The organism is Candidatus Thiodiazotropha endolucinida, from assembly GCF_001715975.1.
In the GTDB taxonomy this organism is placed as follows: Bacteria; Pseudomonadota; Gammaproteobacteria; order Chromatiales; family Chromatiaceae; genus Thiodiazotropha; species Thiodiazotropha endolucinida.
On sequence record NZ_MARB01000032.1, the window covers coordinates 1 to 22,259 of the forward strand.

At 51.5% G+C, this 22,259-nt stretch carries 24 protein-coding genes; 5 read left to right on the forward strand and 19 right to left on the reverse strand.

All coding sequences use genetic code 11. From position 1 onward, the window contains the following. Window positions 1-811 precede the first annotated feature (811 nt). Complete coding sequence (locus CODIS_RS18685; RefSeq protein WP_320410409.1) at window positions 812-1,228, reverse strand: GYD domain-containing protein; 417 nt, start codon at window positions 1,226-1,228, stop codon at window positions 812-814. 607 nt (window positions 1,229-1,835) lie between these two features. Here CODIS_RS18685 and CODIS_RS18690 point away from each other — a divergent pair. Continuing rightward, window positions 1,836-2,552 (forward strand): amidohydrolase family protein, encoded by a 717-nt coding sequence (locus CODIS_RS18690; protein WP_162420287.1) that lies wholly within the window; start codon window positions 1,836-1,838, stop codon window positions 2,550-2,552. A 186-nt stretch (window positions 2,553-2,738) separates the two neighbouring features. Here the strand turns inward: CODIS_RS18690 and CODIS_RS18695 are convergent, their stop codons facing one another. The 3 genes from CODIS_RS18695 to CODIS_RS18705 all read right to left on the reverse strand — a co-directional run bounded on the left by CODIS_RS18695 (window position 2,739) and on the right by CODIS_RS18705 (window position 4,342). Continuing rightward, complete coding sequence (locus CODIS_RS18695) at window positions 2,739-3,425, reverse strand: haloacid dehalogenase type II (protein ID WP_069128178.1); 687 nt, start codon at window positions 3,423-3,425, stop codon at window positions 2,739-2,741. Between the two features lie 61 nt (window positions 3,426-3,486). Further along, window positions 3,487-3,831: an antibiotic biosynthesis monooxygenase family protein gene (locus CODIS_RS18700; protein WP_069128179.1), complete on the reverse strand. Its 345-nt coding sequence runs from the start codon at window positions 3,829-3,831 to the stop codon at window positions 3,487-3,489. 148 nt (window positions 3,832-3,979) lie between these two features. Next, on the reverse strand, window positions 3,980-4,342 hold the full coding sequence (locus CODIS_RS18705) for an RT0821/Lpp0805 family surface protein (protein WP_069128180.1): 363 nt from the start codon (window positions 4,340-4,342) through the stop codon (window positions 3,980-3,982). A 356-nt stretch (window positions 4,343-4,698) separates the two neighbouring features. On the opposite strand from CODIS_RS18705, the gene CODIS_RS18710 reads away from it, so the two are divergent. Next, window positions 4,699-5,493, forward strand: a complete 795-nt coding sequence (locus CODIS_RS18710) for a hemerythrin domain-containing protein (RefSeq protein ID WP_069128181.1) — start codon at window positions 4,699-4,701, stop codon at window positions 5,491-5,493. A 196-nt stretch (window positions 5,494-5,689) separates the two neighbouring features. Here the strand turns inward: CODIS_RS18710 and CODIS_RS18715 are convergent, their stop codons facing one another. Then, window positions 5,690-6,373, reverse strand: a complete 684-nt coding sequence (locus CODIS_RS18715) for a cation efflux transmembrane domain-containing protein (protein ID WP_083220910.1) — start codon at window positions 6,371-6,373, stop codon at window positions 5,690-5,692. A gap of 113 nt (window positions 6,374-6,486) precedes the next feature. Between CODIS_RS18715 and CODIS_RS18720 the strand changes: the two genes are divergently transcribed. After that, window positions 6,487-6,969 carry a Cd(II)/Pb(II)-responsive transcriptional regulator gene (locus CODIS_RS18720; RefSeq protein ID WP_069128182.1) on the forward strand — a complete coding sequence of 161 codons (483 nt, stop codon included), beginning with the start codon at window positions 6,487-6,489 and terminating at the stop codon, window positions 6,967-6,969. 228 nt (window positions 6,970-7,197) lie between these two features. After that, window positions 7,198-7,860, forward strand: coding sequence for a c-type cytochrome (locus CODIS_RS18725; RefSeq protein ID WP_069128183.1), 663 nt, complete (start codon window positions 7,198-7,200; stop codon window positions 7,858-7,860). Window positions 7,861-7,879: 19 nt separating this feature from the next. Here the strand turns inward: CODIS_RS18725 and CODIS_RS18730 are convergent, their stop codons facing one another. The 8 genes from CODIS_RS18730 to CODIS_RS18765 form a co-directional block, all read right to left on the reverse strand. Further along, window positions 7,880-8,389 (reverse strand): hypothetical protein, encoded by a 510-nt coding sequence (locus tag CODIS_RS18730; protein WP_069128184.1) that lies wholly within the window; start codon window positions 8,387-8,389, stop codon window positions 7,880-7,882. 11 nt (window positions 8,390-8,400) lie between these two features. Then, the gene (locus tag CODIS_RS18735; protein WP_069128210.1) at window positions 8,401-9,228 is read right to left on the reverse strand and encodes an ABC transporter permease; all 828 of its coding nucleotides are present in this window, start codon (window positions 9,226-9,228) and stop codon (window positions 8,401-8,403) included. A gap of 47 nt (window positions 9,229-9,275) precedes the next feature. Further along, window positions 9,276-9,821: a nitrous oxide reductase accessory protein NosL gene (locus CODIS_RS18740; protein ID WP_069128185.1), complete on the reverse strand. Its 546-nt coding sequence runs from the start codon at window positions 9,819-9,821 to the stop codon at window positions 9,276-9,278. Further along, window positions 9,811-10,710, reverse strand: a complete 900-nt coding sequence (locus CODIS_RS18745; RefSeq protein WP_069128186.1) for an ABC transporter ATP-binding protein — start codon at window positions 10,708-10,710, stop codon at window positions 9,811-9,813. The genes CODIS_RS18740 and CODIS_RS18745 overlap by 11 nt, the downstream gene beginning before the upstream one ends. Before the next feature lie 25 nt (window positions 10,711-10,735). Then, a complete protein-coding gene (locus CODIS_RS18750; RefSeq protein ID WP_069128187.1) occupies window positions 10,736-11,710 on the reverse strand; it encodes a NapH/MauN family ferredoxin-type protein in 975 nt (324 codons plus the stop codon). Between the two features lies 1 nt (window position 11,711). Beyond that, the gene (locus CODIS_RS18755; protein ID WP_069128188.1) at window positions 11,712-12,599 is read right to left on the reverse strand and encodes a 4Fe-4S dicluster domain-containing protein; all 888 of its coding nucleotides are present in this window, start codon (window positions 12,597-12,599) and stop codon (window positions 11,712-11,714) included. 14 nt (window positions 12,600-12,613) lie between these two features. Beyond that, the gene (gene nosD, locus CODIS_RS18760) at window positions 12,614-13,960 is read right to left on the reverse strand and encodes a nitrous oxide reductase family maturation protein NosD (protein WP_235615286.1); all 1,347 of its coding nucleotides are present in this window, start codon (window positions 13,958-13,960) and stop codon (window positions 12,614-12,616) included. 111 nt (window positions 13,961-14,071) lie between these two features. After that, a complete protein-coding gene (locus CODIS_RS18765) occupies window positions 14,072-15,250 on the reverse strand; it encodes a hypothetical protein (RefSeq protein WP_069128189.1) in 1,179 nt (392 codons plus the stop codon). 87 nt (window positions 15,251-15,337) lie between these two features. Here CODIS_RS18765 and CODIS_RS21085 point away from each other — a divergent pair, with 87 nt between their 5' ends. Continuing rightward, entirely contained in the window at window positions 15,338-15,487 is a 150-nt protein-coding gene (locus CODIS_RS21085) for a hypothetical protein (RefSeq protein ID WP_154723207.1), read from the forward strand. On the opposite strand, the gene CODIS_RS18770 is transcribed toward CODIS_RS21085, so the two are convergent. From CODIS_RS18770 to CODIS_RS18795, 6 genes are all read right to left on the reverse strand, one after another. Then, the gene (locus CODIS_RS18770) at window positions 15,478-16,227 is read right to left on the reverse strand and encodes a c-type cytochrome (protein ID WP_235615287.1); all 750 of its coding nucleotides are present in this window, start codon (window positions 16,225-16,227) and stop codon (window positions 15,478-15,480) included. The genes CODIS_RS21085 and CODIS_RS18770 overlap by 10 nt on opposite strands. A 213-nt stretch (window positions 16,228-16,440) precedes the next feature. After that, window positions 16,441-16,764, reverse strand: coding sequence for a c-type cytochrome (locus CODIS_RS18775; RefSeq protein WP_069128190.1), 324 nt, complete (start codon window positions 16,762-16,764; stop codon window positions 16,441-16,443). 191 nt (window positions 16,765-16,955) lie between these two features. Further along, window positions 16,956-19,253 carry a Sec-dependent nitrous-oxide reductase gene (nosZ, locus tag CODIS_RS18780; protein ID WP_069128191.1) on the reverse strand — a complete coding sequence of 766 codons (2,298 nt, stop codon included), beginning with the start codon at window positions 19,251-19,253 and terminating at the stop codon, window positions 16,956-16,958. Window positions 19,254-19,508: 255 nt separating this feature from the next. Next, on the reverse strand, window positions 19,509-20,951 hold the full coding sequence (locus tag CODIS_RS18785; RefSeq protein WP_069128192.1) for a metal ABC transporter solute-binding protein, Zn/Mn family: 1,443 nt from the start codon (window positions 20,949-20,951) through the stop codon (window positions 19,509-19,511). Further along, complete coding sequence (locus CODIS_RS18790) at window positions 20,948-21,277, reverse strand: hypothetical protein (protein WP_083220912.1); 330 nt, start codon at window positions 21,275-21,277, stop codon at window positions 20,948-20,950. The genes CODIS_RS18785 and CODIS_RS18790 overlap by 4 nt, the downstream gene beginning before the upstream one ends. A gap of 235 nt (window positions 21,278-21,512) precedes the next feature. Next, complete coding sequence (locus CODIS_RS18795; RefSeq protein WP_235615288.1) at window positions 21,513-22,253, reverse strand: pentapeptide repeat-containing protein; 741 nt, start codon at window positions 22,251-22,253, stop codon at window positions 21,513-21,515. Window positions 22,254-22,259 lie beyond the last annotated feature (6 nt).

Consider the following 22,259-nt stretch of genomic DNA (forward strand, 5'->3'; position numbering starts at 1 on the left):
GATCGATATGATCTGGGATTCGCTGTAGCGGGACTTCTTCATTGTAGATTCTCCTTTTCGTAATCATAATTGGAAAACTCTACTTTTGAACCCCGTTATTTTTCGGGGGGATTACCCGGCTAAATACCCCCGATGTATAACTCTACTTTTTTGAGTGGATGCTCCGCGCTTTCTCTTTCCTCTTTTTCTTTTTTGAGTTTTTTAAAAGCTCGGCCTACACTCGCTCTAACTGTTATTGCACTTCCGATTGTTTTTGTGTTTTGGCTTGTGGTGGCTGCCGGTATTCTACCGGTTATTTATATACTGCCTTTTTCACAGGATTGATGCGCTCCGCTACCTCATCCTTGACAGACTCTCCTGATGAGAATGGATTCAAGTAGCGTGCAAATACCATATACACCGCTACAAAAACAGACAGACAGAACCACCAAGCGGTGTTATTCGAGTATCGATAAGATGGAGCATAAGAAACTATAGTTATAGTTTGATAGCAAACGTGTCATAAGCTGACACCCACTTTATTTCTCACCCTTTCTATCTATTCAGCGTGCACCTCACCCGAATAGATCCGACTGAAGTTACCCACCCTACACTCTATTGTTGTTAGCCTCATTGCCTAATAAGATAAGACCGATTTGCGACCTATTGGGATTAGGTATTATTACTGAAAGCAATCAACACCCGTGTGGTCAGGGCCAGGTCCTGTCTATTACAATGCGCAATCAGAGGAGCTGCTTTGGCGAAAATCCCGCCGCGGCGGGGTAATGATGAGCAGTTCTGATCAGCGCTAGTGCAAAAATCGAAAGTACGCCTATAAGTTCTCGACAAGTTTTCTCATACCCTCCACTGAGTAAGCCCGCATTGTTTCCGTCCGGATATTGCCGAGGGAGCCTACCTTCAGTAGTGCCGCTGTAGCCGCTTCGTCGCTCCCCTCCAAGATCACCACCATGTCATAATGCCCGACAGTGTAGTAGACGCCCATAACTGTTAAACCCATTTGTTCTGCGAGTACCTTGAAAGCTTCGTACCGATCCGGTGATTCTTTCACATTTCGGATTCCTTGATCCGTAAAGTTCACAAGAGTGATATGCATAGACATAATCTCATCCTCCTCTGTTGAAGAATACTGTTTTGACGATCGCCTGCTTTTCTTCCTTGATTTATGACCCTCTGCTTCTTGAGCTTTCAACTGTTCGACGTCTGTAAAGAGAGGTAGAAGCCGAGACATTGTTACGATTAGTTATCTCTCGTCCAAAGGAGAGCATAGCTCACTAGAGAAAAGATACGAGGCCATCAGTGTGTGAACCAATCAGGATCGTTTCATCGTCCGCTGGTCTTGGCCGTTACCAGACCATGTCATCCTTATAATTCGTATAATGAGTCATCTGCTGAATGCAGATGATCACACTGGACATAAAATTGACTAAAATACTTGGAATCTGACCATTACAATACAGGTGGATAAAGTACTGCGTGCTATTTACATAATTACTTGGATTAAATACATTTTTTCAGTGGGTTACGCACTACACTATTTACATTATTGCTTGGACGTCCACGAGTACATTCAGGTATGTGCATTGGGCCCTCATCCGCTACATTTGGATGAGGCGCAATTGATATAGTGCATCAGTATATTCATGAACAGACTCATCGTATCCGCAACGTTTGCTGCCCTGCTTCCACTGTTCGCAGTGCCTTTACCCTGTGTTAGTAACGAACGGCCGACAAAGCTGGCGGATGTTCATCTGCACTGGAAGTGGAATCAGAAAGAGGTCACGGAACCGGAACAAGCCATCAATATCTTACGTGATAACAATGTCAGGCTAGCGGTTGTGACCGGCACTCCCCCTGAACTGGCGCTTGAGCTGCAACAGTTGGCACCCGACATCGTGATCCCTATTTATGGGATCTATCAGGATCGTATCGACTGGTCTAACTGGTATCGCGATAACGAATTAGTTGGGCGTGTCCGACAGGCATTGGAATCGGGTAACTACCGGGGTATCGGTGAGCTTCACATGATCAGCGGCTTTATCAGTGATTGGAAGCACCCGAATATCTCCGGTCTGTTTGAACTTGCAGCGGTGTTTGATGTGCCCGTTCTTGTTCACACGGAATTTTCCAAGGCAGATTATCTGATTGGTTTCTGCAGCGCGCATCCGAAAACCCGCTTTCTGTGGGCGCATGCCGGTTCGGTTCTACCGCCGGATGAGGTTGCTCGTGCATTGAGAGATTGTGAAAATCTCAGTGTAGAGTTGTCGGCTCGTGATCCTTGGCGGCATGTGGGTAGGCCTATTATCGATGAGACGGGAGTTTTAAAAGCCGATTGGAGAGATCTCGTGATCACTTACCCGAACCGCTTTATGATCGGCTCCGATCCGGTTTGGCCGGTTGAGCAGCTCAATTCCTGGGACGAGCCTGATACAGGCTGGCAGCAAATTTCACGTTTCCTCGGCTTTCATCGTGAGTGGTTAAAGCAGCTACCAACCGAAGTTGCGCAAAAGGTGCTTTACAATAATGCAATTGATTATTTCAAGTGGCAACATTAATCTCGCTTTAGTTGTTTTCTTATGCGATTGCAAACTCAGGTTGCCGCCCCCACCGCCCTACCTAAGTGTGACTAATTGATAAGTCATGTTGAGTCAAGTAAATCCAATACTAAATGGTGAGAAACAATGCCGCTAATTGTGATCAACGCTATGTCATCAGGGTTAACTTCGTGCCATTTTAATGAGTTATCTTGTGTTGACGTGTTTAGGTAACTGCTCTGTTAAATCTCTCAGATCCTCGACAGTAAGAGTTGGTTCGATCCCCCAAGGATCAAATATGATCCCACCTGAACGCTTAACCCATGCTGCATTCATTCCTGACGAAATGGCGCCGATGACATCGAACGGATTACTGGAAACAAGCCAGGACTGACCGCCATGAGCTTTGGATTTTCTCAAAAAGTGACTGTACACAGCAGGATTGGGTTTGAATGATTTTATGTCGTCCACACTGATGATATCGGTGAAATACGCTTTGATACCGGCTGATTCCAGCAAACTTTCAACTGCACGTGATGTGCCATTTGAGAACGCAAACAGCCTGTAACCTCTTTGGCTGAATGCCGAGAGGCTCTCCTTAGCGTCCATGAAGGCCGGCAAGGTTTTGTAGAAATCAAGCATATGCTGCTTTTGACTGACGGATAGCGGTGTATTGAAAAACTCACACACGTAATCGAGCGCATGCTTGGTACACACATCGAAGGTTACGTAGTTTTGCATGAGTCCGCGGCGAAACGAGTATTCCAACTGTTTTTCCCGCCATTTATGTGAGAAGGCTTCAGCTTTGTCCTGAACCATGCCGTTCAACTCTGACACGACTCCATGGGTATCGATCAAAGTACCGTAAACATCGAATGCCAGAGTGATTGCCATGGATTCCCTGCCTCCATATTTATGGTCAGCGATAGTTTTCAGCGCAGATTTTAATATAAAGTTAATCTAACTTGATTTTTGAGTCAGACGGGGCTTGTTCTCGATCCGTATCGCTGTAGTCACGGACTACTTCCGCGACACGTATCCGATAGGAATTGAAAAGGCGCTCTTTACCTTTGCGCTGAGCCGCTCTGTGTTCCATGAGATTGCGCCATGCTTCAACCGCAGTCTCATCACGCCAGAAGGAAAGGCTCAGAATCTTTTTCTCATCCACCAGGCTTTTAAATCGCTCGATTGAGATGAATCCGTCTCTGTCCTCGAGAAATTTCCTGAGATCTGCGGCAATGCTCAGATATTCATCCTTACCTATATCAGTGGGGTAAACCTCAAAAATTACAGCCAACATTATTAACCTCATATAGTGGTAGTCGATAACTGTCAGGCGGATTAAAGATGATCTACAACAATAGATTATTTGTGTCTAAATGCGTTTGTGCTTTTTTTAAAAAAAAGAAAGAATCCAGTGACTTCCACATAGATTTGCAGGCATTCTATTATTTTATTACAGCTTTCCATTTTCCATCAGGTTGCTTGCAAAATATAGAATTTGATGTGTGCTCCTGCCCTTTTGCGCGATTGGTGATTTTTAGCTTTTTGCAAAGCTTCCCGCTGCTTTTGCCTGCTTTCAGAATCGTTAATTTGCCTGAATTCCCGGAGTCAGGATTGTCCCACATAACACTATCTCCCAATTCACGGTTTTTCAGTATGTCTCTGGCGGCCGTTTTGGCAATGTCCCAATCCTGTTTCGTAAAATATCTTGCCGGTGAATTTTTCAGAAAATGCAGGTCGAATCCATGAGCTGATAACACTGCAAAAATCAGGGCTACTGCAGAACAGAGGAGGATAATTATTTTCACAGTTTACTCCGATTTCTAGTGTGAATTCTGAATATATATGGACGAGTGGTATTTTATTCCATAAATTGACTATGGTTGAATATGTTCCTCAGGTTTTCTTAATACATATCTTACAAATCAGGATATCCATACCATAATTATGGTTGAATCAACCAGGGAGTTGACCCTGTTTAGCGCCATTCCAGTGATGTCGGTTTCAATTGGTCGCTGTCAGAATGATTTAATGTTCTAAAAATACTGCCGTTATATTGAGAAGTACTCATAACAAATGCCCACTTTTTAAGATAATGTGCACATTCGATTTTATGATGTCGCTATCATAATGAAAATATTAAGTAAAACGACTGACTTCGACCATGCATTTCACTACTCTGCTGATTGAGCCGCCTGGCATTGACTCCCAACTGATCAATCTGATGCTTGCACCGGAAAAATTTCTGGTCAATAAGGCCGAATGCGGTCCGAAGGCCTGGAACCTGATCATCGAGAGCGATCCTCCGGACCTGGTGATCGTCGATACAGATCTTCCCCTGAATGGAAATGTCCGCATCGGCGCAAGTCAGCTGATGGAGCTCATGTCGAGACGGTCCGGTTGGCGAAAAATACCCAAACTTGTACTCACCTCAGATAGTAGCTCCAGCATTTTCCAGCAAACCACAAAGAAAAATGTCTGTGCCGCCATATTGAAGCCTTATGATCCTCGCAGATTTATTCAAGAGGTTTTTAATTGCATCAGCAAACGATTGGATGCCCATATCAAAGAGATTAACCGGCAACACATTCAGCTCGGTACGCAGATTAAGAATATCACTAATATGCTGAATCAAGGGGATACCATTAATCTCAAAAATAGACTCGGAACTATCCTTGCCGAAATTGAGGACCATTTTGCATTTGAAGAGCAGTACATGTCACAACACTTTTATCCTGATTTTGTTGAGCATCAAAAAGGACACAAACAGGTGTTGACGAATGCAGCGAAATTGATCGATGAGATCTGTACCAGCAGTCCGATGATCGCCAATCAAAAAATCAAACAACTAAGTACTGATGTCTTTGACGTCACTGACGACAAAAAATATATCGGCTTCCTCTATGATTTACTCGAGTCTCTGACAACACATTTGAAAACAGTGGATTTCAAAGAATAACGTCGGTCTTTCACGCGTCTTTAACCATGTTTTCACGCATCTCAGTTGTGACTGGAGAGCAGAGATCCCTGCCCTAAGATCCAATATACCTCAGCATTTCCTCTTGGAATGTGAGTTCTGATAGTCAACGCTTCATTGTCTGCGTGTACAGAGACACCGCCTATGTGCGCATACATTGAATCGATACGCTCCAGTTTCAGATATCCGCCTGTGATTGCTTGTCGCCGCACTCCGGCGTACTCATTGCGACTGGAAACGTCATCGCCATGGCGATCTCCTTGCGTGCTTGGCGAACCACTGTAAACGCGGAGGTCAGCGCAAGACTGGATATCATTACAGCGACAATCAGATCCGGCCAGCGCGTGCCGGAGCCCAAGACCCCCAAAGCGGCAACGATGATGGTCAAATTGACGATCGCGTCATTACGGCTGCACAGCCACACAGAGCGCATGTTCGCATCCCCGTCACGGAAGGTGTACAGCATCAATGCAACACTCAGGTTGGCGCTCAACGCCAGCAAACCGATGATGCCCATGGTATAGGGTTCGGGTGCGACACCATACAGGGCCGCCCAAGCGCTCTTGCCCACTACGAACAGGCCGTATCCCCCCATCGTTAGACCCTTCACCAGAGCCGCCCGGGCCCGCCACATCAGTCCCAGTGACAGCACGGTCAAAGACAATGCATAGTTCGCGGCATCACCGGCGAAGTCGACCGCATCCGCCAGCAGGGACACCGATCCGGCATGCAAGCCGCCCGCGATCTCCACCGCGAACATGATGGTATTGACGATCAGGGCCACCCACAACGCCTTGCGGAATCGAGGATCGACAGAGGCGTGGTCAGATGAACAATGATCTGAAGAACAGCACGCAGGCATGCCATTTCACTCCGACTGATTCTATAAGATTATTTGAAACCATGGAGCCACTCCAAGGTCAATAGTGTAATCTTTCTGAAATTTCCTGTAAGTGAGAACCAGGGGGATCGGCTATGCGTATTGGCGAACTGGCGAAACGTGCCGCAATGAAGACCGATACAGTGCGTTACTACGAAAAGGCCGGCTTGTTACCGCCACCGCCGCGGCGTCAAAACGGATACCGGGATTACGGCACACGCCATCTCGAGCGTCTCGCCTTCATCCGCCATTGCAGGGCCTTGGACATGTCGTTGGCGGATATTTCCCGCCTGTTGGAGTTCGTCACCCACCCCGATGTGAAATGCGATGCCATTGATCGGCTGATCGAGGGCCAGCTCATTCAGGTACAGGCACGTATCGCAAGCCTGCGCACCCTGGAGAGTCAGTTATTGGTACTGCGTGATCAATGCCACGACCAGAAAACCGCCGGTGAGTGCGGTATATTGCAGGAACTGGTTGCCGCTGCACATGACGGGGGCTGTGTGTGCCATCCCGCCTCGATCGGCGAGACCGCTACCGATAATTATGCTTCAATCCCCAAAGATGACCATGATTAAATTGTCTGTCCCAGCGAGCAACCCGCCATTGCTGAATAGCAATTACAAACAAGATAAGCGATCATTCCATACAACATCCCTGCCCTTCAATATCCCCATTTTTAGTACATTTACTGAAGCAACTATTTTGATTAACGTCAAACGGATCTTTTCTAACTGTGGTCAAATCGCCGTGATTACACATAGATTTCAGCAGACTCACCTGTATGACGACCTGATTCCAATCCGATGCCAAGGCCTTTTATCTTAATCTGCCTCTCCATACTGCCAACGTTGAGTCCCGCTTTCGATTTTGAAAACGGTGAAGAGATCAATGAGGTATGCGCCGGCTGTCATGGTGAATACGGTCAGGGCGGCAAGGAGGGGGAGTATCCCCGGCTGGCGGGGATGCCGAGCGCCTTCCTGGCCAAGCAGCTGCACCTCTTTCGTGACCGTATTCGTCCCAATCTGGCGATGGTGGAGTATGTGGATGATCGACAGATGCCCGATCAGGATATTGAAGACATTTCGAAATTTCTCGAGCAGATAAAATTGAAGACAAAACTGCCGCCGGTGGATGAAACCGCGCCGGGTTTCAACGCCTATCAGCGTCTGTTGGAATCCAAACGCCTGATGCAGATTCCACGCGCCCCGGGTGATCTGGAAAAGGGCCAGAAAATCTACAGGAAGGAGTGCGCCTCCTGTCATGGACGCGATGGGATGGGAGACAAGGAAAAGGCGGTGCCGATGCTCGCCGGCCAATATACAAACTATCTTTGGCGGCAGGTGAAAAAGTACCGGGAGAAGATCCGTATTCACGACGAGGATGCACCGGAAGAGGAGCTGTTGTCGGATTTCAGTGATGACGAACTGACCGACATATTCGCCTATCTCTCCATCCTCGACGACTGAGCGTGAATCGTGTATTCGGTTAAGTGCCTGCGCCCAGCAACGGCACACCCTGCCGTGCCGTGATAAAGCGATAGGGTACTGAGATCTTTCCCCGCCTACTGTCAATAAGTACCTTGGCCTCCCACTCCATGGCGTCCCAGACACAGACTGGCAGCATTCCCTCCCCGCTGAACTCTGTCGCAGAGTCATGCTGCAGTTTGAAGCGGTTGAAGCCCATCTGCATATTCACACCGCTGAAATCGACCTCGATGCTCTCCGCCCGCAGGTCTTGAACCCTGACTTGCACCTTGAGCGGTGTCATCGTCGGCAGCTCCCTGGGTTCGATGGAGAGGCTGACCTGAGCGCCTTCGTCCAGCTTGGTGACACAGGGCCCGGCCCGCAGATCGCACATCGGATCGGCAGTCAGCTCGACCACAACATCGGGAAACAGGATCGGCCAGGCTTTAATCAGCGCGACAACCGATGCAGCGATCAGTAGCATACCCAGCGATACCCACAAGGTTCCGTTGGATTTATCCGCAGACTGCATGAACTGTGGCCCTAGGGCAAATCACTTCGCTTGAACATAACAAATCCCAGACCGGCACAGGCCGTACCCAATGCGATGGGATAGAGCATTGCGTAGGTGATGTAGCCACTCAGGCCGAAGTTATCCAATATCACGTAGGCGGTGGGTCCCAGCAGCACCAGCTGGGGATCGAACAGCATCATGGTGGCGGTACGGAATACCTGCATCGGATTGGTGAGTGCGATCGCCACCGCCGTCTCCGGCGGCAGGTGTTCCTGGATCAAAATCCCCAACAGGATCAGGTCGAGAAACAGCAACAGGGTCAACCAGACCACAAAGGCGGCGCCCTGGGCCACATCGGTACTGCGTGTCAGGGTGGAGATCAACATACCGATCCCCAGAAAGCACCAGGCCAGGGCCATCAGCAGACCACTGTAATAGAGCAGCAGATGCCAGGGCACCTCGACCCCTTTGACCGTTCCCCAGGCTGTGGCGCCGAGCATGGCGAGAAAGACAGGCAGAAAAACGACGAAGAAGCGGCCGAAAACACGTCCCCAGAACCAGGCGCTGAGAGTGATCGGCAGGGAGAGCAGATACTCGAAGACACCCGCCTCCCGGTCACCGGCCACCGATCTCACGGTAGTGATCAGGACAAAGATGGGCAGCATCGCCATGGAGAGTTGGATGTAGGTGATCAACAGCCGTGAAAGGCCGGTAAAACCCATGATGCGCGACTCGGCCAGACCGAAGGCGAACAGGATGACCACCAATCCACCAAATACCATGGCGTAGACCATGAACCAGCGCGCCCGCAGGGATTCAATGATATCGGTGTAGGCCGCGAGCCAGAGATATTTCATGGATTTTCGACTCCCGTTCGATGAGAGAAAGTTATTATCGCCATCATTCAATCCCCACCTCTATCCGCATCCTTTCCTTTGTCAGACGCTCTGCGCGCTTCCTGTTCCTTGAAGCGTTGCAGCAGATGGGCCGTGTGTATCTGGTTCTGTTGCTCCACACTGCGGATATGCTCCTTCGCCTGGGCGAAGTTGAGTCCGTCGGGTGCCGCCTCCGTTTGCGCGCCCAAGCCATACTCCATGGGTGTGTGATGGCCTTTCACATAGATTGCCCGGGTGGCATCGATCCATTCCCCAGTTCGATGATCGGTGACCCAAATCTCGGTTCTGGGGTCCTGTTGCCAGGGTTTTTCCGATAACCACAGGACAGCGCAGCCGATATCATCGAAGCGGGCTACTGCCGATCGTTGTTTGTGCGGTGGAAAATAGCGGATCTGGGCCGAGTGAGAGCGATCACTCAATACCATGCGACAGCGTTCGCAGGCATCCCTGTCCCATTTAATCGCCAGGGGACCACTACCGCTGTCTCCAGAACAGCCGATCAGCAGGAACACTACAGCCAGCATCATCGCCAGAAACAGGGATCTAAACCACATTGATGCTGCTCCCCTGGTTCAGCAATATCCCCTCCCCTTCGGCCTCGGAGATCTCTAAACTCGAAAGCAGTGCGGCATAGCGGGAGAGCAGACTGAGAAAACGCAGGCGATCCGGTCCGGCAATGGTGCCTTGCCACACCAGCCCCGCTTCCACGTCGCTGAATCCCCACTCGGCGATGGCCTTGGCGAATGCAGCCTCGGGTTGCAGCAGCCGGATAGTGCAGTTGAGTTGTGATGAGAGTTCCACCAGATCGGCCACCCGGTCATCCAGGACGATCTCTCCCTGGTCCATCTCGATCACCCGATTCACCAGGCTGGCCACTTCATCCAGCCGATGGCTCGATATGAGCATTGCCGCCCGCTCCTTCTTCTCCGCCAGGAGTTTGAAGAAGATATGCCTTGCTTCCGGATCCAGATTGGCGGCAGGCTCATCCATCACCAGCAACTCACTCTCTCTCCCCAGTGCGATGGCGATCAACAGTTTCTGCTTCTGGCCGCCGGAGAGTTTTACAAAGGCGTGATGGTGAAAACGCCCGGCGTCGAAGCCGAGTTGCTCCGCCACGCCGATCATGCGTGCCGGATCGCTGTCGCACAGGGTGGCGGAGAAACGGATCAGTTGCCCCACCGGCATGTGCAGGGGTGGCGGCAGTTGGGGCACAAACCCCACTTTTGACAGCACCTCACGGCGATTCTGGCGCGGATCCAATCCATCCACCAACACCCTGCCCTCGCAGATGTATTCACCGAGCAGGCAGCGGATCAGCGTGGTTTTCCCCGCCCCGTTGGAGCCGACCAGGGCAACCCGGTGACCCCGTTCGATGGTGAGATCAATGCCCTTGAGTACCCGATGCCGGCGAAATCGTTTGACGATGTTTTCAAATTGGATCATAGCCTGTATCCGGTTCCTGTCAGCACTATTTGAGCATCTTACTCAACCCTTTGACCTCGAAGGTCAGAGAGCTGGTGGGGCAGATATCCACGCACATGCCGCAGCGGGTGCAATCGGATGTCACATCCTGATTCACATCACTGGCGCCGCCGCGGATCGTCAGGTCCAATACATGGGGCACCATACAGACCTTTCGGCAATCGCCCTCGTGATGACAGGCCTCGGCGTTGTACTTGACCCTTATCGGGGAGAGCACCCCCACCATGCCATAGGTTACACCGATGGGACAGACATATCGGCACCAGGCCCGGCGGGAATAGAAGACCTCGAACAGGAGCAGCACCCCCACCCAGAGTAGCGCGATACCCGGCCCGTAGATCAATGCCCGGCTGAGGATGCCGGTGGGCGAAATGGTTTCGAAAACCGTATAGCCGGTGACCAGTGCCAATAGCGCGAAGATGATATAGAAAACGCTTCGCACCTTGCGGCTGAAGGTATGGTTCTTGATGATCTTCTTTTCGACCAGCCAAAGATGAAGGTATTCGGTCCATTCGGACAACAGATGGTAGGGACAGACCCAGGCACAGAAGGTGCGTCCGCCCAGCAGCATCCACATCACGAACACCGTGACCATACCGATCACCAGATTGAGCACGATATGTTTGTAGGCCAGGGCGACCTGTAGGGCGGAATTGAGGTCGGCGAAGTGGAAACCGATGACCCGCGCACCGGTGAGAGAGCCTTCCACCAACTGCACGTCGAAATAGAAGGAAGCGACAAACAGCAGGTTCACGATGATCAGAGTAATCCATCGGCGCTTCTTCCACTTGCTGAAAAAGGGGCCTTTGTGCTCATCCCGCAACGCTTCCAGATCCGCCTTCGACAGGGCACCCCGCTTGCCTTCATAGATTTTCCTGACTTCCGGGCTCTGTTGATCCTTGCTTGGTCTGGGGCGCTTATAGCCGAAAACCTGTAACAGGGAGTCTTTGACATAATCCATATCAGCCCCCCATTACCGTATCGGCGTTTTTATCCAGATCGACCACAATGGCGGCACTCTCCACCGGACAGATCATTTCGCACACTCCGCAGCCGACACAGCCCTCCTGGACCGTCGGTCGCAGGCGCTTGATGCCGTCGCCCTGATCCACCGGCTCCAGGGTAATGGCATGCTTGGGCGGACACTCGTTGCCCATCTGCTGAGCCACACGAGCCAGCTGCTGCGGTTTGTCGGTCTCTGCTGTCTCGCACTGGGTGATACGGATTTCGATTGGACACTGACGTACGCAGAGGTCGCAGATCTCCAGATCGTAGGGGTAATCCGCCACGGGTATGGGATTCCAGCGATCGACCTCCTCATAGCGCAGCAGTCCCTGGTAGTCAGCTCCCCTCGCCTGCCCTTTAAAGCCTTTTCCCTGCATGGCGAGACAGGCCTTGGGGCGTGCCAGCCTGGCAAAACCCATACGGGTATCCGCCGGGTAGTCCAGGTCATGGGTCAAGGCGCCTGTGGGACAGGCCAGAACGCACTGCAGACCGTCGCAGGAGAAGTCGCAGGCCTGTGCCCTGGCATCGATATAGGGGAGTCCGATTCCGAAACCGTCGGGCAGATCCGCCAGTTTGATCGCCTCCACCGGACAGACCTGAACACATTGGCCGCATTTGATGCATGAGGCAAAGAACTCCTGCTCGTCTTGCGGGGTTTTCAAGGCGCCGGGCGGACGCAGCCGCATCGCCTTTCCCTGCATGACCGGCACGAATCCCAACAACGAGATACCGACCACGCCGGCGGTCAAGACCGTGGCGCGCAAAAACTCACGACGGCTCTGTTCCCTGCGCTTGGGCGTCAAAGGCCGTTTGTTCCTTTTTTTCGCCGTTTTTCTCTCGCTCATCTCAATGATGCCTCTCAACGTCCCAGTGACTCGCGCAATGCCTTGTAGGCGTCGAAGGCTTGCTCACTCTGTTCCGACGGTGATTCGGATTGCTCAGTCATATCGGCATCGTCCGCCGACCCGGGGATGGACGACTCCGTTGTCAGTGTGGCAGCTGCTGTGCTCATCCGGGGTTGTTTGTCCCGCACCAGCATGTTGGGTTGCGTGAAGGGCGCGAGGCGTTCCAGAAAATCCATCACTTCGAGCACAGGGGACCCCTTGAAGAAACGTGCCGATGGCACATCCATCCATATCCGGTCGGCATAGCTGAACAGCTCGTAAGGTTTGTCACCCACCTGATCACGGTCGATATCGAAACCCTCGTAGTCATCCCAGTAGTTGGCCTGCCACAGATTGCGATTGGCCGTCTTGCCGCCGCCCGACACCGCCACTTGTGTGATATTGCCTTTGAAACTGTTGCCGATCAGATGATTGCCGGTCCAGTCGTTGAGAAACAGCACCCCGATACCGCTGTAGGCAATCAAGTTGTTTTCAATACGGTTGATGGAGTCCGGCTGAAACGGCGAAACATCGAGATAGAGACCGGTGGCGCAATAGAGCACCTGGTTTCCGGTGACCACCACATCGGAGGTCTCCTTGAAACCTATACCCATCCCTGTGGCGCCGGTGGCATGGGCGATGTAGTTGTTTTTCAAATGCACGCCGTCGCTGTACATGACGAATATACCGACAGAATTGTTTTCGTAATGGTTGTCTGCAACCTCGTTGTACTGGGAATACATAAAGTGGAGTGAGTAACGACCGCCACGTGCGTCGTTGCGTGCGATCAGGTTGTCCCGGGAGTACCAGACCACCGTATCCCTCGAGTTGCGGATGATGTTGTCCGTAATCTTGTTGTCAAAGCTGTACCAGAGTCGGATGGCATCCCCGCGCACTCCGAGTTCAAGCGGCTTTGAGGAGATGCGATTGCCGCGCACGATATTGTTTTTTGACTGTTGCAGGTCGATACCGAAGAGGGTGTTATCGATGACATTGTCTTTGATGACATTGAAATCACCACGCACCTGTACCCCGGAATCGATGGTGTTGTGAGATTCACCGGAGTTGGTCAAATGGAGATTCTTCAGGGTCGCGCCATCGGTTTCCAGGACGATAACCGATCCCTTACCCCCCGCGTCGATGGTAACTTTCCCCTGTCCGTCTATTGTCAAAGGCTCGCTGATCGTGACCGGTCCCGCATAGGTCCCCGGTGATGGGACAAGGGTGCCGCCGACCTCCGTCTGATCGACTAAGGCCTGGAAGGATGGAAAGGCTGTCGATTCCGCAAATACCTGAAAACTCTGTAGTGATAGCAACAGCACAATAAAACTATGAATGAAGGATTTTGAATTTTGAATTGATGGGTGTGCATGTGCACACAATCCATTAATAAGATGTGAACGCAGTGAACACAACAATTCAACATTCATAATTTACTGTTTCAGTTGCTTGAACCTGAGCAGTGCGGCAACAGCCAAAATCAACGATGTGAGCAGCATCAGGCCAAACCCGATATAGGGATAGGAGTGGGTGGTGAACTGCGCCACCTTGCCATCACCGAAGACCGTCGGCATGAAGGGCTTGACGGAAAAGGCGCCCATATCGTTCAAGGTATGTCCGTACCACCATAACCATGCGGAGTAATCGATAACGAAAAATACCGGCAGGGCGATGGGCACCAGTATCAACAACCAGTAGAGCATGCCGCCGTTCCTACGGGAACCGAAAACCACCAGGGCCATGGCGCCCAGAATAGCGTAAAAGACCAGGTGAATCGCCAGCTCCAGGTTCTTTACCATCGGCACGATCTCTTGCGGATTATTGAAATAGCGTCCCAGACTCTTGGCATAGTGCCACGTCATCACCTGAAAGGAGCTGCCGTCCCAGGGCGATAAACTGTCTGATTTCACCTGATCGATATCATAGGTCAGCTTTAGCTGCTCAATCAGATGTGCCTTTTCCGCACCCGCCGATTTCGTACCGGCCTGCCTGGCCGCTTCCAATTCTGAGGGCAGGATGACCTCGACTCCGGATGCTTCCAGGGAATCCTTCAGCACACCGGTGACCCCGCCAATCACAATTTCAGGTTCACCGGTTTCCCCCGAGGCTTCCTGGTCCAACGATGTCACCATAGCGCTGACATAACCCTTGTTCTGCAGGTTGAAACCGTTTTCGCCATAGAGCGTCATCGCCATCCAGGCGGCAATACCGGTAAATCCGACAGTCAACACGATCATGCGCTGCTTCGGCCCGGTGAAGATAAAGCCGATCAGCATTACGCCAAGGAAGGCCATCAAAAACTGACCGAATCCACGCTCCACAGGGCCGCCGGCCGCGATGGGATACATGCCCACATAGTGGTTGATGGTATCCATCTCATGTACACAATCCAGTGCCTCGTCTTCGACTATCTCCGCCTTTTCCTGTTTTTCACAGCCGTTGAATACCCCATTCATATGGAAATGGATGCGAACTCCGTCCGGGAAGGATTCCTCGGGGTAATTGGGCGCCGTCAACGACACCCACCAGATAGGCGTATAGAAAATCACAGCAAGCAGTCCCAATCCAATCAGGGTGAGTACTGCAACTTGAAGGGTTTGCTTAGACTGCATGGCGTATCTCTATGAAAGCGATTCAATTTCCAGTGGTTGGAATGATTGAGATAGTGATTTTCAGATTGGGCTGGGGAGTCATGACCAATGCACAGCAGGCGTTTGAACCACCTGTCGGGCATCGCACCTCAGCCTTATCTGAACCTGAGTCAGACAAGCCCTGCAGAGAGAGGCACCCGTCATGCTGACGGGTTGCCGGTTCAACAGGCCATGTCTGTCAGGCTGGATCAATCGTAGTCCGGATTTTGCCAATCCTTGGAGGGAGCAACCATATCCTTTGGCACCGGCAGTCTGGATACGTAGTTGATGACCATCTGCATATCCTTGTCGGAGAAGTTTTTGATCTGCTCCACCATGTCGGGGTTGGCATTGCGGCGTTTCCCGTCACGAATCCACTCGAACTGGCGCAGCATGTAGGCATAGTGCTGTCCGTGAATCTTGGGATAGAACTTTTCGTCATCCCCTTCACCGATATCACCATGACACTGCACGCAGTTGTCATCGTACAGCTTTTTGCCTTGTTCGAATTCAGGGAACAGTTTATTCCAGGGGCCTTTACCGTTTTCCGGGTTCATCGGTAGTTTAGCGATATAGGCGGTGACATCGGCAACCAGTTGCGCGGGATTGATGTCACCCTTATGATAGCCGGAAGCGGCCATGATCTGCTCGTCCAAGGCAAACGGATACATTGTCGGATTGTCGCGATTCTGGGCGCGAATATCAGCCAACTGCTTGATCAGTACGTTACGATGCTGTCCCGCCAATTGTGGGAAGGTACCGTCCGACAGACCCCAACCTTCCAATAGATGGCAGGCCGAGCAGACTTCATAAACTGCAATACCACGCTCACGGTCGGGGGTCAGCAGCATCGCTTCATCCTTCTCGCCGCCAGCTTCGTTCCAGCCGGCCAGGGCAGTGCTGCACAAGATTGTTCCCAAAGCGGCGGTCAGGCTCTTCAACATCGGTTTTACTTTCATCGTTCGATTCTCCAGCCCCATGATCTGTCACTGGGGATAGTTCGGATTTGCCACCTTTTCAGGTGTTATAAATCAGGTTCTCTTGTGAAGCCAATTCAACCCCTGAAAAGAGATGCTGCAGTGTGTCACAGGCTATATTAGAGCACTTTGATATACATCAACTGCCCCAATTCGGCATCTTCTGATGCTATCAGCAGCAGATTCACACTGAGTTTATAGCGTGCTCAACCAGTCAGCTATCGCACGCATCTCCTCTTCGGTAACAAGTCCCATGACACCCTTCATGGCTGCGGTCTGGCCATTACTGCGGGCACCGGATTTGATATCTATCATCTGATTGAAGGCATAGTCGGCATTCTGCCCGGCAAGCTTTGGATAGATAGGCATAATCGGTGTATTGGCATCTTTACCGTGGCAGGACCAGCAGGTCTTGGTCTTGTAGAGTTCGGCTCCGTCGGCAGCCTGCGCCTGAGTGGTAATCCCAACAGCAAACAGCAATGCAGCAGATGACAATGCGATTTTAACAATTTTCATCATATCGATTTCCTCTAGCAAATTAGGGCAATAGTCTTTACCGATGGCATAACTCTATTGCAATCTGTAGTTAGACGAATTGAGCTATGTTAAATCAGATTCCTAAAAACCGCTGAAGTTTTATGTGAATTTTGTCCTCAACGTAGAAAGGGGCCAAACGGCCCCTTTCCACTCTCAGTCAAAGACCTAAAGGACTATTTGACTTTCTTAGCGCCATGCTCCTCGAGGAAGGTCTTGGCGCGCAGTCCCAGATCAGCCGTCTTGACCTGATACTGCCACCATTGGCCCGCCCATAGAGTGGCGTTCTGAAAGTCACCCTTGGCCGCGAACGTCTCGGACTTCTTCTTCGCCTCTTCCGCGAAACCGAGCTGATCGGTGGCATCTTCCACAAGTGCTACAACTTCCGGGAAGTCTTTGTAGTTGTGGCTGGTTATGAAGCCGACCACAGAGTCGATGACCGCCTGGGTGTCAAGATTGGTCTTGACCTGTTTCTTATAGTCAGCCTCGGTGTACTTCGTTCCCTCCACCATCTGAGTGGTCTTGGCCACATAACCTTTCGGTTTGACCAGCAGATAGCCCTGCATCTCGAGATGGAGCGCCGAACAGAACTCGGTGCAATAGTAGGGAAAGACGCCAGCCTTGTCGGCTTTGAAGGTGGCCGATACGGTTTTGCCCGGTTCGATGGAGAGATTCACGTTCTCGTTATAGAGCGCGAAACCGTGGGTCTCGTCCTCAGCTCGCTCCAGGTTGGTCAGATGGATGGAGACAGTGTCGCCCTCTTCCACCTCGATGATCTCAGGCGTGATGTGGGAACGGATGACCGTACCGTAGACATGAACCACACCATTCTCATCCTTCACGACCTTCTCACGTCCCGCACGGGTCTTGTAGGGAGACTTGGAATCGGTACGGCTGTTCCAGCCCGATTTGTAGCGTACTGCCGGTTTCAGCTTGTCGGCCTTGATCGCCACCACATAGTGGGGTTCGCCCAGTGGCAGCGGCATATCGTAGAGCAGTTGCATCTTATCGCCGCTGATATCGATCAGCTGATGGTTCTGCGGATGCAGAGGACCGACAGGATTGAAGCGGTCGATGGCCAGCTTGTTCAGGGAGACCAGATATTTGCCGTCAGGTGAAACGGAGTCACCCTCCATCGCTACCAGATGGCCGATATTGTAGTGGATATGCAGTTGATCCAGCACCTTGCCTTCGCAGTAGTCCCACTTGGTAACCATCGAGTCGACGTAGATCGAGGTATAGACCACGCACTTCTTGGCATCATACTGAGTATGCAATGGACCCAGGCCCACCTGTACTTGGGTATGCAGGGCATCCTTCATGGCGATGATCGGGATACCATAGGGGTCTTTGCCTTCGAAATTCTTGTCCTTGATGGCTTTTTGGATCTTCTCCCAGCTGTATACCCAGGCGTGGCTGTCCAGCTTACCGGAAACGATGATGTGAGTGCCGTCCGGGCTCACATCGACGCCATGCGGGCTCTTGGGTTCGGGGATCAGATAGAGCAGACCCTCTTTGACCGCCTGATCCATGGGGATCATGTAAGCGCCCTTGGACTTCTTGACCTTGCCGGCGGCAACCAGCTCGGCGGCTTTCTTCCAGTTGGTGATATGCAGGAAGTCGGTATCTTTCTGAGAACAGCCGGCCTCGAAGGGAGGACGTCCGCGTTCGATACCGCCCACATAACGCTCGGAACAGAAGGAGTTGGTGAAACCCCAACCCATGGAAGGTCCTTTACCGGCGTCGGAGAGGTCCTGGCTGTAGGGAGGCAGTTCGAAGGTGAATGACTTTTCTGGATCGAGCCGACCCTTCTTGTCATCGAACTTCCAGTAGGTCACCGCACCCCGGTATTTCTCATTGAACTCTTCGAGCGGTACGAAGTCGTCGCTGAAAGGCGCTGCATATTGAGACGCTTCCATGACGTACTCGGTGTTAGGTGTGACGAAGGCGCCACCATGCTCCGATTTCATGAATGGGTTAACAACGATCTGCTTAGTCTCGAAATCGTGCAGATCGATGACTGCCATGCGCGGGTTGGCCTTATCGTTGATGAACAGATAGCGGCCGTTGTATTCACCCTCGGTTTCAGAGAATGCAGGGTGATGGGTATCACCATAGGTGATATCTTCACCGTTGATTCTGCCCTGTGCCAATACGGCCTTGGATTCATCATCGAATCCATAACCCTGCCAAGGCTCCGGAGTAAACACCGCAATGTACTTCAGGATCCTCATGGATGGCACACCGTATACGATGACCTGGCCGCTCTGCCCCCCCGAACTGAAGGCCAGATACTCATCCCGCCCGCCGGTCGGTGTATAGGTTTTGGCGGCTGCCAAGAGGTCCTTTTGCGTCAGGCCACGCTCCTTCATGACCTCTTCTAAGGATGACTGGGCTGAGGCATTGGAAGCGGCGCCCATACCGATCCCCAAACCCATTACCAGTGCCGATATGCTTTTCAAGCTCTTGTTCATTATTTCCCGTCCCCATGGTTGGAAGAGATGCGAGATACCAGATGGCATCATTCAGGAATGGTCGCAAAAGTGCGTCATATGACACATTGATGTAGGTCAAATACCATAGTTGGGTGGTGGAAACGTGTTTATACAGACTGCAATAATTTACCGATTTATAGGTAGCCTATTAGAGAAACAAGGATAAGAATCAGATCAATTATATTGAAATTTGGGGATTTTGTTTGTCTATATTTTCGCACCACATAAGGATTCTCAAGGCAGCAGCATACGAAGCTGCTGTGCAAGGTCTTCCGGTGCAATGCCATGGGCATATTTAGTGAGGAATCTTCCCTCCGGGTCGAGGAGATAGAGACTGGCGGTATGGTCCATCAGATACATCGACGGATCAGTTGTGTCCTCCTCCACGACCTTTTCGTATCTCGCCTTGAACTGACTGGCCACTCGTTCAATCATTTCGACGGAACCGGTAACTCCAATCAGGCGCTCATCGTAATACTGCACATAGTTTCTCATCACTGCGATGGTATCCCGGTCTGGGTCGATAGTAATGAAATAGGGCTGAAACAGCTCCGACCCCTCGCCGAGAATATCCAGTGCCTGGAATAGAATCTGCAGTGAGGTGGGACAGATGTCGGGACAGAATGTATAGCCGAAATAGACTATCTGGTATTTCCCCTTCATGCTCTCCTTGGTGACCAGCCTCCCCATATGATCCGTCAGGATATACTGACCGCCGCCGATGCCTTCAATCGACACGGCGCGCTCCGGTATGATCGTTTTCGTTGCAGTTTCGGCGGTCTGTGACTCGGCTTTCAGGCAGCGTTTGATGACATGGGTGTTGTGCTCCATGATCTCGAAGTAGAGATGGGGCCCAGCCTTAATACCGAAACCCAGACTGTTCAATTCTCCATGATTGACACTGCCCTTATTCATCAGCAGTTCGCTGTGCCTGGCTGGAAAGCCGTTTTCCGATAACAGGCAAGTCACTTCTCCGTTAACAATTTTCTCCCGGACCTTGAGCAATTCAGCTGTATCTACTTCCTTGCCCGGTGTACTGGCCACATGGTCGATGATCTTTAACGCATAAGCCTGTTCGAAATATTGCAGTGTATCGAAGTATTGAATGCCTAAGCCGGCCTTCATGCCACGGTAGCCATACTCATACTCTCTGTCTATTCGCGACAGGCGTGAAAGAATATTGCGTCTGTTCCGTTCATAGAGATGGGTGCGCAGAGGATCGGCATCCTGTAGGAGCCGGGCAATGTCGTCGATGATGATGAGCAGGTTTCGATTGTCCAGCCAGAAAAAGGGATCGCGTTGATCAGGATCCGCTCTTGCGGGAAGTATCTTCATGCCCTGGTGTGATAGCAGTTCAATCACTTTCACCTGCGGGGGCAGGGTTTCGATGATCTCAGCGAGTCGCGGCTCAAGTTCGGCGCCTACCCAAAACAGTATGTCCGCACTGCGCATCGACGCCAGCTGTTCCTCGGTGGGGCTATAAGCATAAGGAATCTGATCGTCGATCAGCAATTCAGGTGTTTCCGCGTCCTCCATCAGTCCGGCAATGATCGAGTGAATCGGTTTAATGCTGGCCATGACGCGCAGGGAGTCTGCGCCCTCGGATACAGGGGCAATGAACAGCCCGAGAATCAGAAGGGGGAAAACAAGCGGTAGTCTTGATTTATGACAACTCATTTTGCGGGAAAGAGTGCTTTCAACCTATCAAGGGCCTCATCGACCCGTTGTTCCAATGACTGGGGAGTCGGACAGGTATTATTTTTCTCGATAAACGCCATGAATGACCGATTGGTTTCATAGTCGAACAGTTCACCCAGCTGACGCCGCTTCGGGAGTGTCGCCACCAATGTCCGCTTGATCCGTTGTGTCTCACTTAGGGCCTTACAGTGCAGCGCGATGCCGTTGAGTGAACCGAGCGCAGTGATGGCCGTAAGCTGCTCGCTGTTCTGCGCTGACGCCTCTCGTGGCTGAGCAGTCGTCAGGGCAAGGCTCGCAGCAAACATCAAAGTTAATTTATTTAATCTAAATAACATATAATTAGGCAACTTTCCTAACCCTATCTATATGAATGAATAGAGATGGATCATAGCCCGGTAAACAGAGATTGTCAGCCATAGACCGACATCTTCTGGATGATTGCTAATTGGGTGAGTATTAAAGCCTATCTCAAGCGATCGCAGATTGATGAAGATCAAGCCATGCCCGGTGGATGTCGGAGACCGCCAATCTTACATGCACTCAGTCGTAGACAAGATCCTTAGGCGGATCGATGACATCGGTGAAATCAGGCGACTGCATACGTGCATTGACAAAACGGCTCCCCGTGAGTCTGGCGCCCCGGAACCGCGTCTCTGTCAATGTTGTCCCGTTCAGCAGCGCGCCGGTTAGATCTGCTCGGGTGAAGTCAGCAAACTCCAACGCGGCGCCTGTCAATACCACTTGATGGAAACTTGAGCCGCTTAAGTCGCTTTCGATAAGCACAGCCCGCATCATGAACGCCTGATCAAAATTGCAGTTCGTCAGCCGGCTCTCCTCCATGGATATGTCCTTAAGATTTGCATGGGAGAAATCGGCCTTGTCGGCAGTTACCCCATTCAGACTGGCGCCGAACAGATTGGCCTTGGTGAAATCAGCATTGTCGATGCTGCTGTCGTCCAGATTGGTGTGAAACAGGTCGGCATTGGTGAAATCAGCCGAGGACGCCCTGCAGCCGGACAGCATAGCCCATTTGAGGTCAGCATCCTCAAGCGTCGCTCCCTCCAGATTACAATCCGGCATCCTGGCATTCTGTAAATTGACGCCGCTCAACAGACTGCCTTCAAGATTGACTGCGGAAAGATCCCTGCCATTGAAATCACAATGGCGATAATCACGGTAGGGTTCCGGCTGCAAGCAATCGCCCTTCGATAATGGTTTCCTGTCCTGGCCATAGACCAGGACCGGAAACAGAGCGATGAGCATCAACAGTTGAGTGTACATTCCACC